Source organism: Mesorhizobium sp. P2_E10, assembly GCF_056404235.1.
This window is the reverse complement of sequence record NZ_JBFUEK010000012.1, coordinates 70,496-86,018: the sequence shown is the minus strand read 5'-3', so window position 1 is coordinate 86,018 and position 15,523 is coordinate 70,496. Positions and strand designations below refer to the sequence as shown.

Below are 15,523 nucleotides of genomic sequence, written 5' to 3'. Positions count from 1 at the left end.
TCGCCCTGTCATCCACCCGTCATGGACAGGCGTTAGATAATAGATATAATTTGTATAGATGTCTATATCACTAGACAAATATGCACGAACAGGAGCAGCGGCCATGCGAGGACAGGAAGCGCGCGATCAGGCTGAGCGCAAAGCCGTCATGGCAACGCTGGCGCAGGCAAGCGGCGATGACATCGTCCGCCTCTGGAACGCGGCCGGTCTGCCCGCGGAAGCCGAACTTTTGCGCGGTCCCGAGACCGGCCTGGTCACCGTACGCGGCCGCATCGGCGGCGGTGGCGCCCCCTTCAATGTTGGTGAAGCCACCGTCACCCGCGCCACGGTGCGGCTGGCCTCCGGACAGGTCGGCCATTGCTACGCGCTCGGCCGTGACAAGCAGAAGGCGAGGCTCGCGGCCATCGCCGATGCGCTCTGGCAGGATTCTGCCCACCGCGACAATGTTCAGACCAAACTCATCGCCCCGCTACAGGCGGCTCTAAGCGAAGCGCGCGAAAAACGCCGCGCCGAGACGGCGGCAACGAAGGTGGATTTCTTCACCATGGTGCGCGGAGAAGACTGATGGACATTGCAACCCAGTCGATCGATGGCGGCTTCGCCGATCCGGTGTTCAATGCGCAGACCGTGTTCCGTGCCGTGATGGATGCGATGGCGCGGCCGGGCACAGTGCAGCCCTTGCCGGCCTTTGCCCGCCCGCCGGCGCCATTGTCGGCCACCGCCGGCGCCATCGCGCTGGCGCTGTGCGACAACGACACGCCGCTCTGGCTCGATCCTGCCTTGCAGGCCGCCGCGGCGGTCAAATCCTGGCTCGGCTTCCACTCAGGCGCGCCCGTGGCCAACACGCCGGCCGACGCGCATTTCGCGTTGATTTCGGCACCGGCCGAGATGATGTCGCTCGACGGTTTTTCGCAAGGCTCCCAGGACTATCCCGACCGCTCCACCACGCTGATCCTGCAGGTGAGCGATCTCATCTCGGGCACTTCGCTTCTGCTCGCAGGCCCCGGCATTGAGACGACGGCGACCATCGCACCGGCGCAGATACCACGCCATTTCGTCGAACAATGGAAGCAGAACAATCAGCGTTTTCCACGCGGCGTTGACCTCGTCCTGGCCACGCCGGACGGCATCGCCTGCCTGCCGCGCACCACGCGCATCAAGACGATGGAGGCGTAGCATGTATGTCGCGGTAAAAGGTGGCGAAGCGGCCATCGCCAACGCCCACAGACTGCTTGCCGATCGCCGGCGCGGCGATCGTTCGGTACCCGCACTTCGCCTCGACCAGATCGTCGAGCAACTGGCGCTTGGCGTCGACCGGGTGATGAGCGAAGGCTCGCTCTACGACCGGGAGTTGGCGGCGCTCGCCATCGTCCAGGCGCGCGGCGATATGATCGAGGCCATCTTTCTCGTACGCGCCTATCGCACCACGCTGCCGCGCTTCGGCTACACCAGGGCCATCGACACCGCCACGATGCTGGTCGAGCGGCGCGTGTCGGCGACCTACAAGGACCTGCCCGGCGGCCAGCTGCTTGGGCCCACCTTCGACTACACCCACCGGCTGCTCGATCCCGAACTGGCCGCAGGCGCCGATGTCGATGAGCCGCTGCAGCGCGCCGGCGAGGCGGAAGCCATGCCGCGCGTCTCGGCGATCCTCGCCCGCGAGGGCCTGATCGAGCCGGATGGCGACATGCCGCAGGACCATGTCCCCGGCGACATCACCCGCGAGCCGCTGGAGTTCCCGATGGCGCGCGACATCCGCCTGCAGGCGCTGTCGCGCGGCGACGAGGGTTTTTTGCTGGCGCTCGGCTATTCCACCCAGCGCGGCTATGCCCGCAACCATCCCTTTGTCGGTGAGATCCGCATCGGCGAGGTCGAACTGGAGCTCGACGTGCCGGAACTGCCCTTCGCGGTGCCGCTCGGCAGCGTCCGCGTCACCGAGTGCCAGATGGTCAACCAGTTCAAAGGCTCGGCCAAGGCGCCGCCGCAATTCACCCGCGGCTATGGCCTCGTCTTCGGCCAGAGCGAGCGCAAGGCGATGGCCATGGCGCTCTGCGACCGCGCGCTTCGCGCAACCGAACTCGGCGAGGATGTCGTCGCGGCAGCCCAGGACGAAGAGTTCGTTATCTCGCATTCCGACAATGTCCAGGCGACCGGCTTCGTCGAGCATTTGAAGCTGCCCCACTATGTCGACTTCCAGGCCGAACTCGACCTCGTGCGTCGCATGCGCGCCGAGTACGAGGCACGTGAAAACCCCGGCATGATGGACGAAAAGAAGGAGGCAGCGGAATGAGCACGCAACCGACCGACATCGCCGCCTACAACTTCGCCTATCTCGATGAACAGACCAAACGGATGATCCGCCGGGCGATCCTCAAGGGCATCGCCATCCCCGGCTATCAGGTGCCGTTCGCCTCGCGCGAGATGCCGATGCCTTATGGCTGGGGCACCGGGGGCGTCCAGGTCACCGCTTCGATCATCGGCCCCGACGACGTGCTGAAGGTCATCGACCAGGGTGCCGATGACACCACCAACGCTGTTTCGATCCGCGCCTTCTTCAGGAAGGTCGCCAATGTCGCTGTGACCACCGACACCGCCAGCGCCACCATTATCCAGACCCGCCACCGCATCCCCGAACATCCACTCAGCGCCGGCCAGGTGCTGGTCTATCAAGTGCCGATCCCCGAGCCGCTGCGCTTCCTCGAGCCGCGCGAGACCGAAACGCGCAAAATGCATGCGCTGGAAGAATATGGCCTGATGCATGTGAAGCTCTACGAGGACATCGCCAGACACGGCCGCATCGCCACCACCTATGCCTATCCGGTCAAGGTCGAGGGGCGCTATGTGATGGACCCGTCGCCGACGCCGAAATTCGACAATCCCAAGATGCACCAGTCGCCGGCTTTGCAATTGTTTGGCGCCGGCCGCGAAAAGCGTATCTACGCGCTGCCGCCCTTCACCGATGTCGTCAGCCTCGACTTCGAGGATCACCCTTTCGAGGTGCAGACCTTCGACCAGCCCTGCGCGCTGTGCGCCGCCGAAAACGTCTATCTCGACGAGGTCATTCTCGACGACCATGGCGGCCACATGTTCGTCTGCTCCGACACAGACCATTGCGAGAAGCGGCGCGAAGAAGGCCATCGCGGTCACCTCACACCCGAGATGATGGAGCCGGCGCAGTGACCGACGAACCGCTGTTGCGCGTTTCCGCGCTGTCCAAATTCTACGGCTCGCGCGTCGGCTGCGAGAACGTCACCTTCGACCTCTGGCCGGGCGAGGTGCTGGCCGTGGTCGGCGAATCCGGCTCCGGCAAGACGACGTTGCTCAACTGCCTGTCGACGCGGCTGCTGCCCTCTTCCGGCACCGCCAGCTACCGCATGCGCGACGGCCAGTTCCGCGAACTCTACCGCATGAGCGAGGCCGAGCGCCGTTTCTTGATGCGCACCGACTGGGGCTTTGTCCATCAGAATCCGGCGGATGGGCTGCGCATGACGGTTTCGGCCGGCGCCAATGTCGGCGAGCGGCTGATGGCGGTCGGCGACCGCCACTATGGCAAGATCCGCGCTACCGCGGTCGACTGGCTGTCGCGCGTCGAGATCGACGAGGATCGCATCGACGACGAACCCCGCGCCTTTTCGGGCGGCATGCGCCAGCGCCTGCAGATCGCCCGCAACCTCGTCACCGGGCCGCGCCTTGTGTTCATGGACGAGCCGACCGGCGGCCTCGACGTTTCGGTACAGGCGCGCCTGCTGGATCTCTTGCGCGGCCTCGTCACCGATCTCGGTCTCGCCGCCATCGTCGTCACCCACGACCTCGCCGTGGCGCGGCTTTTGTCGCAGCGCATGATGGTGATGAAGGACGGGCGCGTCGTCGAAAGCGGCCTCACCGACCGCGTCCTCGACGATCCGCGCGCGCCCTACACCCAATTGCTCGTTTCCTCGATCTTGCAGGTGTGACGATGCCGACCCCTCTCGTTGTCTCCGATGTCGCAAAAAGCTTCACCATGCATCTGCGCGACGGCATCAAACTGCCTGTCGTCGCCGGCGTCTCGTTTTCGATCCGGGCCGGCGAATGCGCCGTGCTCGGCGGCCCCTCCGGCGCCGGCAAGAGCTCGATCCTGAAAATGCTCTACGGCAACTATGCCGTCGACGAGGGCCAGATCATCGTCCAGCACGATGCCGGACTCATCGATCTCGCCACCGCCAGCCCGCGCACCGTGCTTGCGGTGCGCCGGCAAACGATCGGCTATGTCAGCCAGTTCCTGCGCACCGTGCCGCGCGTCTCCGCCCTCGATGTCGTCGCCGAACCGCTGGTTGAGCACGGCGAGGAGCGCGAGGCAGCGAGAGGCAAGGCACGCGCGCTGCTGGCGCAGCTCAACCTGCCCGAAAAACTCTGGGCACTGCCGCCGGCGACGTTTTCCGGCGGAGAGCAGCAGCGCGTCAACATCGCGCGCGGCTTCATCACCGAACATCCGATCCTGCTGCTCGATGAGCCGACCGCTTCGCTCGACGCCAGGAACCGCGACGTCGTGATCGAACTCATCGCCGCCAAGAAGGCGGCGGGCGTCGCTCTGCTCGGCATTTTCCATGACCACGACGTGCGCGAAGCGGTGGCCGACCGCATCATCGACGTGACCAGTTTCGCTGCCGGAAAAATCGCCGCATGACTAGGAAATTGTCGGAAGCGCCGCTGGTCCACGCGACGGCGCAAGTCGAGAATTCGACCCTCGGCCGCTGGACCGAGATCGCCGACCGCAGCCGGGTTTCGGAAAGCATCCTTGGCGACTATTCCTACATGATGCAGGACTGCGCCGTCTGGTGCACGACAATCGGCAAATTCTCCAATATCGCGGCCAGCGTGCGCATCAACGCCACCAACCATCCGACCTGGCGGCCGACGCTGCATCACTTCACCTACCGCGCCTCCGACTATTGGGACGACGCTGAGCATGAGAGCGAATTCTTCGCCCAGCGGCGTGCCAAGCGCGTCACCATCGGCCACGACACCTGGCTCGGTCACGGCTCGACCATCCTGCCCGGCGTCACCGTTGGCGATGGCGCGGCGGTCGGCGCCGGTGCGGTGGTGTCGAGGGATGTCGCCCCCTACACCATCGTCGGCGGCGTGCCGGCAAAACCGATCCGCGAACGCTTCGATCGCCGCACCGCCGAACGCTACCAGGCGCTCGCCTGGTGGGACTGGGACCATGCAAGGCTGCGCGCCGCCCTCGACGATTTTCGCTCGCTTGAGGCTGAGGCTTTCCTGGAGAAGTATAGCTGATCAAGCGACATTCACGGCCGTTTCGTGCTTCAACAAATTACCATTGAAAGATAGCGCGTGTAACAACACGAATATTTTCGAAAGGGCTTAATGTCCCAGCAATAGATGCCGACTAGTCATAGCCTATGGGCAACGGTCAGCAATTTTTGTTAGTGGTTCTCTGCATCGGAATTACGCTGGTCGCGCTTGGGCTTTTGATCGTGGTGCGCGGTATCTACCGGCGGAGAGAAGCTGGTCCCGGTGCGGTGATCGTGGCGACGCTCTTTGGATTGGCTCTATTAGCGGCTGGGCTCGTAATCCTCTTCGTATTGTTTGTCGCTAGTAACATGGGCTGCTTCAACTGCTAACAGATTGGACGATCCGTCTGTCAGGTGATCGATCCGGCCTTCACACCCCTGACACAGGACTCAGACAGGAGGCCATCTCCCCCAAGGAGATCGCTATGCTCGACACCATCAGACCCTCGCTTGCCGGATTCTTTGCCGGCTCCAATCCGACCGTCCCGGCGCATCTTGGCACGCGCTACGACACGTCGGGCAATTTCCTGACCGAGCCTGGCAACACCGTCGTCAGCCATCTGATCAGCGGATCGCCGTCCGAGGCTGTCGTACTTGCCGTGCGCAGCAAGATGCGCGCGATGCCGGACGCCGACCGGCTGGCCTTCACCCCTGTCTCCAGCCTGCACATGACGCTGTTCCAGGGCATCATCGAACATCGCCGCCGGCTTCCCTACTGGCCGCAGGATGTGCCCCTCGACACCAGCATCGACGACATGACCCGCCTTTGCCTGGAGCGCCTGAATGGGTTCGACGGAAAGGGCGCGTTCAAGGTCAAGGTCGTTGAGGTCGTGCCGACCGGCCTGACCGTTGCCGGCGCAACGGACGAAGACAAGGCCATCATGCGCGCCTGGCGCGATGCGCTGTCGGTGCCGTTCGGTTACCGCCACCCCGATCACGACGCTTACGTCTTCCACATCACCTTCGCCTACCAGATCCGCCGCCTCGCCGACGACAGGGCGGCCGCATGGCAGGACCTGTTCGATGACTGCCTCTCGCTCTTCACCAGGCAGGCGCCGGTGATCGAGCTCAGGCCGCCGGCATTCTGCAGCTTCAGCGACATGAGGCATTTCGAGGAGCTGCTGATCCTGGGCTGACCGCTGCGGATCGATCGCCTGACGCCACGTCTGTGGGCGGTAACAAAACTGACATCAATCCGACACCGCAGGTTCACGGCGCTGCGCTAGCGAGGGTTAACAGACCTTCAACTGCGACTGGACTGGAACGTGCCCCCCATGTCAGCAAGCTCAGCCACGCTTGAAATCCGCGGCGTTACCCGCCGATTTGGCAAGAACACCGCCGTCAGCGCGGTCGCCCTGTCGATCCCGCCGGGTCAGATGGTCGGCATTATCGGTCGTTCGGGCGCCGGCAAATCGACCCTTCTTCGCATGATCAACCGTCTCATCGACCCCAGCCAGGGGTCGATTTTTTTTGACGGCGCCGAGGTTTCCAGCCTGCGCGGTTCGCCGCTGCGGCGCTGGCAGCGCGACTGCGCCATGATTTTCCAGCAGTTCAACCTGGTGCCGCGCCTCGATGTGCTGACGAACGTGCTGCTCGGCAAGCTCAATCACCGCTCGACCATGACCAACCTTTTCGGCATGTTCTCCCGCGCCGAGTGCGCCGAGGCCGTCGCCGCCCTTGAACGCCTCGACATCGCCCGCACCGCGCTGCAGCCGGCCGGCACGCTTTCCGGTGGCCAGCAGCAGCGCGTCGCCATCGCCCGCGCCATGATGCAGCAGCCGAAGGTGATCCTCGCCGACGAACCGATCGCCTCGCTCGATCCGCTCAACGCCAAGGTGGTGATGGATTCGCTGCAGGACATCAATCTGCGCGAAGGCATCACCGTCATCACCAATCTGCACACGCTGGATACGGCGCGCAGCTATTGCAACCGCATCATCGGCATGGCCGCTGGCAAGGTCGTGTTCGACGGTCCGCCGGAGGACCTCAACCGCGAGGCGGTGCGCGTGGTCTACGGCGCCGACAGCAATGGCGGCGAAATCTCCGAGGCCATCACCTCGACCAGCGTCATCATCAAGCAAAAAATCGCCGCATCCGCCGGACCGCTCGAGCCAGCCTTTTCTGGCTACTAATCCAACAAAGAGCGACCGGGATCGCCAGCCTGCGTCAAAGGCACCTGTCAAAATTCGAACGCATCCGGCGCGACGCCGGGATCAACAGGAGAGACATCAAATGTTCAGGAAGATGGTTTTTGGCGCCGTTTCGTTGTTTGCCATCGCGGCCAGCGCCGCCCACGCCGCCGATATCAAGGAATTCCGCGTCGGCATCCTTGGCGGCGAGAACGAAACCGACCGGTTGCGAAACTACCAGTGCCTCGCCGATCATCTGAAGACCGAATTCGGCTTCGAAAAAGTGTCGCTGTTCCCGGCCGCCGACTATGATGGCGTCATCCAGGGCTTGCTTGGCGGCACGCTCGATTTCGCCGAGCTTGGTGCTTCCGGCTACGCCAGTATCGCTCTCAAGGACCCGAAGGCGGTCACCCCCATCCTCACCACCCAGCAGACCGACGGCGCCACCGGCTATTATTCGATCGGCCTGGCGCTCAAGACGTCCGGCATCACCGACATCAAGTCGGCCAAGGGCAAGAAGCTCGGCTACGCCGATCCGGACTCGACCTCGGGCTACCTGATCCCACTGACCCAGATCCCGAAGGACACCGGCGCCTCGAACGAAGCCTTCTTCGCCTCCACGCAGTTCAATGGCGGCCATGAGAACAACATCCTCGCCGTCCGCGACGGCAAGGTCGACGTGGCGGTGGACGATTCCTCGGGCATCGGCGACTTCAAGAACGGCTACACCTCCGGCACCTTCCACAAGGAAGTCGCCAAGGGCGCCGTCGACCCCAACGACTTCGTCGAAGTCTGGCGTTCCGGCCTGATCCCGAACGGCCCGCTGGTCGTTCGCACCGAGCTCGGCACTGAGATGACCACCAAACTCGCCAACTTCTTCACCGATCTGCCGAAGAAGGACAAGGCTTGCTTCGAAGGCGTCGAAGGCGGCGATTTCACCGGCTACGTGCCGGTGAAGCCGGACTTCTACAACGTCATCGTCGAAGCCCGCAAAGCCGCGATCGGCGGTTGACGGCAATTCAGGAAGGGCGGCGCATCCAGCGCCGCCCTTTTTGCATGTTCCGGTCATGACCATCTCAGCAACAATCCATTCAGACGCGACCCGCCGGACCGCTGACGCATGGCGGCGCCAGACGTCCTTGCGCCGGCTTTACACCGCCATCGGCATCGGCCTGCTGCTGGTCGCCATGCTCGGCACCATGTGGTTCGCCGACGAGGCCAATGCCGGCCACTTCTTCGACCGGCTGCCGCACATACTGGACTTCCTCAGCTGGCTCATCCCCAAGGACTGGTACGATGTCTGGCGGGCGCTGTTCGACGTCGCCTCGCCGCATGATACCGGCACCCAGGAATTCAATTTTCCGCTCGGACGCGTCTATGTCTGGGGCGGCTTCTACATCCCCGAATATTTCGAGCTGATGCTGACCACGGTCAACACGGCATTGGTCGCGACCTTCATCGGCTTCATCTTTGCAGTGCCGTTCTCCTTCATCGCGGCGCGCAATCTGACGCCGAGCCCGGCGCTCAGGCTCGTCGTCAAGCGCTTCATGGAATTGCTGCGCGCCTTCCCGGAGATTGTCATCGCAGGCCTGTTCGCGGCCATCGTCTCGGTCGGCCCGGTCGCCGCCATCATCGCCATCGGCCTGCATTCGATCGGCGCGCTCGGCAAGCTGTTCTACGAGATCAATGAGAACGTCGACATGCGCGCCGAGGAGGGCCTGAGGGCGGTCGGCGCCAACTGGTTCGAGCGCGTGCGTTTCGCCGCGTTGCCGCAGGTGCTGCCCAATTTCATGTCCTATACGCTGCTTCGGATCGAGATCAACGTGCGCATCTCGACCATCATCGGCGCCGTCGGCGGCGGCGGCATCGGCGAGGAGTTGAAGCTCTCGATCTCGCGCGGCTTCGGCGCCAAGACGCTGGCGCTGGTGCTGCTGCTGTTCACTACCATCTTCATCGTCGATCAGTTCTCCGCCTGGCTGCGCCGCAAGCTGGTCGGCGAGCAGGCCTTCATGATGGGGGCCTAACCATGGCCACGATGACCGCCGACGAGATGCTGTCGATCGAGCAACGCTTCCCGCAAGTGTTCCAACGGCCCTTGTACAAGCGCTTCGGCCCGCTGTTTCTGTTCGCCGGCATCCTGCTCTATCTCGTCTATGCCTTGTGGTTCTTCAGCCTGCCGCAAGTGCTGAAGGAATCGCACTGGGAGCGCCTGCCGCTCTTCCTGACGCAGTGGATCAGCTATGATCTGCAGCCTGAATTCCGTCTCGACCAGCCTCAGATCACGCCAAAGTACCCGCGCTTCTCCGCCCTTGGCGAGAATCCCAAGCCGGACTGGGTGGTCACCAACGCGGATGGCTCCTTCACCGTCCTGATCGACGGCGCGGCGAAATCCGTCACCTTCGACAAGACCCAAGCCACGATTGTTGCCAATGGCCAGACGGTCCCGGTGTCGCTGACTGGCGGCAAGCCGGTGATTTCTGGCGAGGTGCCCGACTGGATCACCGCGCATTACGACGAGGTCGTCGCCAAGATGGGCTTTGCCGGCGAGGTGCGCGTGACCGTCGATCGCGTCAAGGTTCGCAAACGCTTCCTTGGCTGGGCGAACTTCGTATTCGACACCCGCTCGCCCTTCTTCGGCAAATCGGCCGGTGAAGTGATCTCGCTGATCTGGTCCGGGCCAGAACTCAAGCCGGGCACCTCGAACCTTGCACTGGCCGGCGACAACATCTGGAACAATGCCCAGTGGCAGCATGGCGACGTCTGGACAAAGCTGTTTCAGACCATAGTCATGGCGTTTCTCGGCACGCTTCTGGGCGGCATCGTCGCCTTCCCGCTCGCCTTCTTCGCCGCCCGCAACATCACGCCGAGCGGACTGCTCAGCCAGGGGCTCAAGCGCTTCTTCGACTTCATGCGCTCGGTCGACATGCTGATCTGGGCGCTGTTCTTCACCCGTGCCTTCGGCCCCGGCCCGTTGGCCGGCAGTGCCGCGATCTTCTTCACCGAGATCGGCACGTTGGGAAAAACCTATTCGGAGGCGCTCGAAAACATCGACGACAAGCCGCGCGAGGGCATCCAGTCGACCGGCGCCAACGGTCTTTTGGTGCAACGCTACGGGGTGCTGCCGGAAGTGATCCCCGTCTTCATCAGCCAGACGCTCTACCAGTGGGAATCCAACACCAGGGGCGCCACGATCATCGGCGCCGTTGGCGCCGGTGGCATCGGCCTGAAACTCTGGGAAGCGATGCGCACCAATTCCAACTGGGCCAACGTCTTCTACATGGTGCTGCTGATCCTGCTCGTCGTCTTCGTCTTCGACAACATTTCGAATTTCCTGCGCCGGAGGTTGAGCCGGACGATCCATGACTACAACAGGATCCAGGCTGAGCAGGGGTAGCCTTGTGACGCAGAAGCGCAGGCATCGTCTCGCCGGCGCCTAAGGGTCGACCCCCACTCCGTCGAGCTTCGCTCGACGGAGTGGGGAACCGCCTGGCAACCGTTGCGAACGCAAAAAGAAAATGAACCAGGCGCAGGGCGCCTAAGCCGCCCTCTTCCACCCATCCCTGATATGCTTGTACCCCTCCCGATAAACCGCCTCCGGCGTCTCAGCAAAATCGCGCCACACCTTGGTCGCCGCCGCCAAATCCTTGAGCGACCGTCCGAACGCCTCGATCGTCAGCCAGTCGTCATAGCCACTCTTGCGGATGGCCGAGAACGTTTCGTTCCACGGAATGTTGCCGCGTCCCGGCACGCCGCGATCATTTTCCGATATGTGAATATGCACGACATTCTTGCGGTGCTTCGCATAGGCGCCGATCGGGTCGGCCTCCTCGATGTTGGCGTGGAACGTATCGTACATCGCCTTGATGTGCGGCCGGTCGATGGCGTCGATGTGCTCCGACAGATCAGCCAACGTGTTGAGCAGATAGCACTCGAAGCGGTTGAGCGCCTCCAGCCCGATGGTGACGTTCTTCTTGCCGGCGTGGTCGGCGATGGCGCGTTGCGAGGCGACCGAGCGCTTCTTCTCGGCCGCCGTCGGCCCGCTGCCGGAAAAGGCGCCGAGCGTCGAATGCAGCGGGCCGCTCAGCTTGCTGGCGCCGAGCGCCTGGGCGCAGTCGATCGCCCATTTCATGTACGTGATGCCGGCCTTGCGGGTCGCCGCATCCGCCGAGATCAGGTTCATCGCCGGATCGCCCATGGCTGACACGGCGGTGCGTTGCAGCCCGATGCGGTCGAGCAGGTCGCCGAGCTTCTTGTAGTCGTCCGGCGTGCCTGAGAAAACCGGTATCTCGACGCCGTCAAAGCCGGTCGCCTTGATGTCCCTGAGCAACGGCTCGTGCTTCTTCGACACCGCCGTCGTCCACAAGAACATGCACATGCCGATTTTCATCGACGCCCCCTCCCCATGTGACGGCGCGCCGGCTGTTCCCGCCGGTTGCGCCATGTCCCTTTCAGCCGCGCGTTTAGAGTTTGGTCCACGCCCCATTCTTCTTCGACGACTTCACGCAGGCTTCGATGAAGGCCATGCCTTCAACGCCGTCCTGGATGGTCGGGAAGACGACATCCTTGCCCGGCTTGCCGCCCTTCTTGCGTGCCGCGCGGATGGCGCGGGCCGCCTCCTGGTAGATGTTGGCAAAGCCTTCGAGATAGCCTTCAGGATGGCCTGACGGCACGCGGCTGACGCGCCCGGCCACCGGCAGCGCCCCGGCGCCGTTTCGGGTGAGCAACTGCTTCGGCTGGCCGAATGGCGTGTACCAGAGATAGTTCGGATCGGCCTGCACCCATTCCAGCCCGCCCTTGGAGCCGTAGATGCGCAGTTTCAGCCCGTTCTCATGACCGGGCGCCACCTGGCTGGCCCAGATCATGCCCTTGGCCGGGTGCGCCTTGCCGACCGGCTTGAAGCGCAGCAGCGCGTTGACGTTGTCGTCGAGCTGCCGCCCCGGCACGAAGGCGTCGAGATCGGCCGACAGCGAATCGAGCTCCAGCCCGGAGACGAAGCGCGCCAGATTGTAGGCGTGCGTGCCGATGTCGCCGAGCGCACCGCCGGCGCCGGCCTGTTTCGGGTCGGAGCGCCAGGCAGCCTGCTTCTGGCCGGTGGCTGCAAGATCCTCGGTCAGCCAGTCCTGCGGATATTCCGACTGCACGATACGGATGTCGCCGAGCACGCCCTTGGCCACCATCTCGCGCGCCTGGCGGATCATCGGATAGGCGGTGTAGTTGTGCGTCAGCACGAACACCTTGCCGGTCTTTTCGACCACAGCCGCAAGCTTCTTCGCTTCGGCAAGGGTCGTTGCCAATGGCTTGTCGCAGATGACGTGAATGCCGGCTTCGAGAAACGCCTTGGCCGCCGGCACATGCACGTTGTTTGGGGTGACGATGGCCACCGCCTCGATGCCATCGGGACGCTTGGCCTCGGCCTTGGCCATCTCGGCGTAGGAGCCATAGCTGCGAGCGGGATCGAGCCCGAGTTCGGCGGCCGAGGCCTTGGCGCGCTCCGGGTTCGCCGACAGCGCGCCGGCGACCAGCACGAAGTCATTGTCCATGCGCGCCGCGATCCGGTGCACAGCGCCGATGAAGGCCCCTTGCCCGCCGCCGACCATGCCGTAGCGGATCGGGCCGCCGCCTCCCGTTTCCGATTTCGATGCGCCGACCATGTTTGTCTCCCTCGTCTCGTGCGTTCTGCTTTTGGCGTTTGCTGCTGCCGGCGAAGCCGGTCAGATCCCCATCATGGCGCGCAGCAGCTTCTTGTCCGTGGTGCCGCCGGCAAAATCATCGAATGCCCTTTCCGTCACGCGGATGATGTGATGCTGGATGAAAGGCGCCCCTTCGGCCGCACCGTCTTCAGGATGCTTCAGGCAGCACTCCCATTCCAGCACTGCCCAGGAATCATAATTGTACTGCGTCAGCTTGGAGAAGATGCCGCCGAAATCCACTTGCCCGTCGCCGAGCGAACGGAAGCGTCCGGCCCGGTTGGTCCAGCTCTGATAGCCGGAATAGACGCCTTGTCGCCCCGTCGGATTGAACTCGGCGTCCTTGACGTGGAACGCCTTGATACGCTCGTGATAGATGTCGATGAATTCGAGATAGTCGAGCTGCTGCAAGAGGAAGTGCGACGGGTCGTAGTTGATGTTGCAGCGTTTGTGACCGCCGACCGCGTCGAGGAACATCTCGAAGGTGGCGCCGTCGAACACGTCCTCACAGGGGTGAATCTCGTAGCCGACATCAACGCCATTATCCTCATAGACATCGAGGATCGGCTTCCAGCGTTTGCCGAGCTCGCCAAAGGCCTCCTCGATCAGTCCGGCGGGCCGCTGCGGGAAGGGATAGAGGTAAGGGAAAGCCAGCGAGCCGGTGAACGACACCGAAGCATTCAGTCCGAGATTGCGCGATGCCTTGGCGCCGAACTTCATCTGCTCGACCGCCCATTTCTGCCGTGCCTTCGGATTGTTGTGCACCGAGGCCGGCGCGAAGCCATCCATCTGCGCGTCATAGGCCGGATGCACCGCCACCAACTGCCCCTGCAGATGCGTCGACAGTTCGGTGATCTCGACGCCGGCGTCAGCGCAGATGCCCTTCACCTCGTCGCAATAGGCCTTGGAAGTGGCTGCTTTCTTGAGGTCGAACAGGCGCGCGTCCCAGGTCGGGATCTGCACACCCTTGTAGCCGAGCCCCGCTGCCCATTTGGTGATCGAGGCCAGCGAATTGAACGGCGCGGCGTCGCCCGCGAACTGCGCCAGAAACAGCCCAGGGCCCTTCATTGTCGTCGGCATCGGCATCCTCCAAAATCATTTTCCAGGGACCAAGCATAGCGCCTGATGAAGGCAGGGCCAGCCTCTTTGGTCTTTTCGCATCATGCGGCTGTGCATTGCCATTCTGGTATTACCAAATGCCAAATTCTGGTCAAGCTGTTTGATGCATGATCACCGCCAGTTGCGCACGCGGCATTGGCTCACATATTTCAATATAATCAATATGGTAGATCACGGTCGAGAGGGTGCGATTGCGCTTCTTGCCGTCCGCGGGAAATTGCTGTAGACCTCCCTTCAGGCCCAATTGGTCGAACCAGTTTGAGAAAAATACTGGAGCGCCTTGGGGAGGAAACTGGCCGCACGCTCCGGTGGGATGCGTCGCGGGCGAACTGGTACAGGCGAATCTGGGAAGGACAGACCATGCATCTTTCGACGCACAACTGGATGCGGGCGGAGCCATTGGAAACGACGCTCAAGCGGATCAAGAAATTCGGCTACGAGTCGATCGAGATTTCCGGCGAACCCGAGCAATACAAGACCAAGGAGACGCGCGCGCTGTTGAAGGAGCACGGCATCCGCTGCTGGGGTGCTGTGACGCTGATGCTGGGCGAGCGTAATCTCGCCGCCAAGAACCAGGGCCAGCGCGAGCGCTCGGTGCAGTACGTCAAGGACGTGCTGACCATGGTCAGCGAACTCGACGGCGAGATCATCACGCTGGTTCCCGCCACCGTCGGCAAGGTGGTGCCGGACGGCACCGAGGAAGAGGAGTGGAAGTGGGTGGTCGACGCCACCCGCGAATGCTTCACCCACGCCAAGAAAGTCGGCGTCAAGATCGCGGTCGAGCCGCTCAATCGCTTCGAGACCTATCTGTTCAACCGCGGCGCGCAGGCGCTGGCGCTGGCCGATGCCGTCAGCCCGGAATGCGGTGTCTGCCTCGACGCCTACCACATCCACATGGAAGAATTTAACGTCTATGAAGCCATCCGCCAGGTCGGCAAGCGCCTGTTCGACTTCCACGTCGCCGACAACAATCGCTTCGCCGCAGGCCTTGGCCAGATCGACTGGAAGAAGATCGTCGCCACGCTGAAAGAGGTTGGCTATGACGGCGCGCTGACCAACGAATTCGTCGCGCCCGTCGACCGCACGCCGGCCGCGCCCTATCCCGACATGGTCGAACGCAACCCGGTCGACATCTCGCCCGAGCAGCTCAAGTTCATCCAGGACCACGGCTCCAGCGTGCTCACGGAAAAATTCTACACCGACCAGATGCGCATCAACGCAGAAACGCTGCTGCCGCTGATCAAGTAGTCGATCCGTTTGGAAATGAGCCTTTCCGCCCAGACCGGCGGCAAGGCCG

At 63.2% G+C, this 15,523-nt stretch carries 16 protein-coding genes; 13 read left to right on the top strand and 3 right to left on the bottom strand.

Translation table 11 applies throughout. The features are described 5' to 3' along the window. Positions 1-103: 103 nt before the first annotated feature. The 12 genes from phnG (at position 104) to phnE (AC1D0N_RS25110) (ending at position 10,814) form a co-directional block, all read left to right on the top strand. Positions 104-565: a phosphonate C-P lyase system protein PhnG gene (gene phnG / locus AC1D0N_RS25165; protein WP_477248674.1), complete on the top strand. Its 462-nt coding sequence runs from the start codon at positions 104-106 to the stop codon at positions 563-565. Further along, positions 565-1,176 carry a phosphonate C-P lyase system protein PhnH gene (gene phnH / locus AC1D0N_RS25160; RefSeq protein WP_477248673.1) on the top strand — a complete coding sequence of 204 codons (612 nt, stop codon included), beginning with the start codon at positions 565-567 and terminating at the stop codon, positions 1,174-1,176. Before phnG ends, phnH begins: the two co-directional genes overlap by 1 nt. A gap of 1 nt (position 1,177) precedes the next feature. Continuing rightward, positions 1,178-2,290: a carbon-phosphorus lyase complex subunit gene (locus AC1D0N_RS25155; protein WP_477248672.1), complete on the top strand. Its 1,113-nt coding sequence runs from the start codon at positions 1,178-1,180 to the stop codon at positions 2,288-2,290. Beyond that, entirely contained in the window at positions 2,287-3,180 is an 894-nt protein-coding gene (locus AC1D0N_RS25150; protein WP_477248671.1) for an alpha-D-ribose 1-methylphosphonate 5-phosphate C-P-lyase PhnJ, read from the top strand. The genes AC1D0N_RS25155 and AC1D0N_RS25150 overlap by 4 nt, the downstream gene beginning before the upstream one ends. Beyond that, a complete protein-coding gene (phnK, locus tag AC1D0N_RS25145) occupies positions 3,177-3,953 on the top strand; it encodes a phosphonate C-P lyase system protein PhnK (RefSeq protein ID WP_065009749.1) in 777 nt (258 codons plus the stop codon). Before AC1D0N_RS25150 ends, phnK begins: the two co-directional genes overlap by 4 nt. A gap of 2 nt (positions 3,954-3,955) precedes the next feature. Beyond that, positions 3,956-4,663, top strand: a complete 708-nt coding sequence (gene phnL, locus AC1D0N_RS25140) for a phosphonate C-P lyase system protein PhnL (RefSeq protein WP_477248670.1) — start codon at positions 3,956-3,958, stop codon at positions 4,661-4,663. Next, positions 4,660-5,274 carry a DapH/DapD/GlmU-related protein gene (locus AC1D0N_RS25135; protein WP_477248669.1) on the top strand — a complete coding sequence of 205 codons (615 nt, stop codon included), beginning with the start codon at positions 4,660-4,662 and terminating at the stop codon, positions 5,272-5,274. Before phnL ends, AC1D0N_RS25135 begins: the two co-directional genes overlap by 4 nt. 442 nt (positions 5,275-5,716) lie before the next feature. Further along, complete coding sequence (locus tag AC1D0N_RS25130) at positions 5,717-6,427, top strand: DUF1868 domain-containing protein (protein ID WP_477248668.1); 711 nt, start codon at positions 5,717-5,719, stop codon at positions 6,425-6,427. Positions 6,428-6,565: 138 nt separating this feature from the next. Continuing rightward, the gene (gene phnC, locus AC1D0N_RS25125) at positions 6,566-7,423 is read left to right on the top strand and encodes a phosphonate ABC transporter ATP-binding protein (protein WP_477248667.1); all 858 of its coding nucleotides are present in this window, start codon (positions 6,566-6,568) and stop codon (positions 7,421-7,423) included. Between the two features lie 100 nt (positions 7,424-7,523). Then, entirely contained in the window at positions 7,524-8,432 is a 909-nt protein-coding gene (gene phnD, locus AC1D0N_RS25120) for a phosphonate ABC transporter substrate-binding protein (RefSeq protein WP_477248666.1), read from the top strand. A gap of 55 nt (positions 8,433-8,487) precedes the next feature. Next, positions 8,488-9,444 (top strand): phosphonate ABC transporter, permease protein PhnE, encoded by a 957-nt coding sequence (gene phnE, locus AC1D0N_RS25115; protein ID WP_477248665.1) that lies wholly within the window; start codon positions 8,488-8,490, stop codon positions 9,442-9,444. Positions 9,445-9,446: 2 nt separating this feature from the next. Further along, positions 9,447-10,814 carry a phosphonate ABC transporter, permease protein PhnE gene (gene phnE / locus AC1D0N_RS25110; RefSeq protein ID WP_477248664.1) on the top strand — a complete coding sequence of 456 codons (1,368 nt, stop codon included), beginning with the start codon at positions 9,447-9,449 and terminating at the stop codon, positions 10,812-10,814. Between the two features lie 141 nt (positions 10,815-10,955). Here phnE (AC1D0N_RS25110) and AC1D0N_RS25105 read toward each other — a convergent pair whose 3' ends face one another. The 3 genes from AC1D0N_RS25105 to AC1D0N_RS25095 form a co-directional block, all read right to left on the bottom strand. Then, positions 10,956-11,807, bottom strand: a complete 852-nt coding sequence (locus tag AC1D0N_RS25105) for a sugar phosphate isomerase/epimerase family protein (RefSeq protein ID WP_477248663.1) — start codon at positions 11,805-11,807, stop codon at positions 10,956-10,958. 73 nt (positions 11,808-11,880) lie between these two features. Next, positions 11,881-13,071 carry a Gfo/Idh/MocA family protein gene (locus AC1D0N_RS25100; protein ID WP_477248662.1) on the bottom strand — a complete coding sequence of 397 codons (1,191 nt, stop codon included), beginning with the start codon at positions 13,069-13,071 and terminating at the stop codon, positions 11,881-11,883. A 60-nt stretch (positions 13,072-13,131) separates the two neighbouring features. Beyond that, positions 13,132-14,187 (bottom strand): sugar phosphate isomerase/epimerase family protein, encoded by a 1,056-nt coding sequence (locus tag AC1D0N_RS25095; RefSeq protein ID WP_477248661.1) that lies wholly within the window; start codon positions 14,185-14,187, stop codon positions 13,132-13,134. Positions 14,188-14,586: 399 nt separating this feature from the next. On the opposite strand from AC1D0N_RS25095, the gene AC1D0N_RS25090 reads away from it, so the two are divergent. Continuing rightward, complete coding sequence (locus AC1D0N_RS25090) at positions 14,587-15,474, top strand: sugar phosphate isomerase/epimerase family protein (RefSeq protein WP_477248660.1); 888 nt, start codon at positions 14,587-14,589, stop codon at positions 15,472-15,474. Positions 15,475-15,523: the final 49 nt, after the last annotated feature.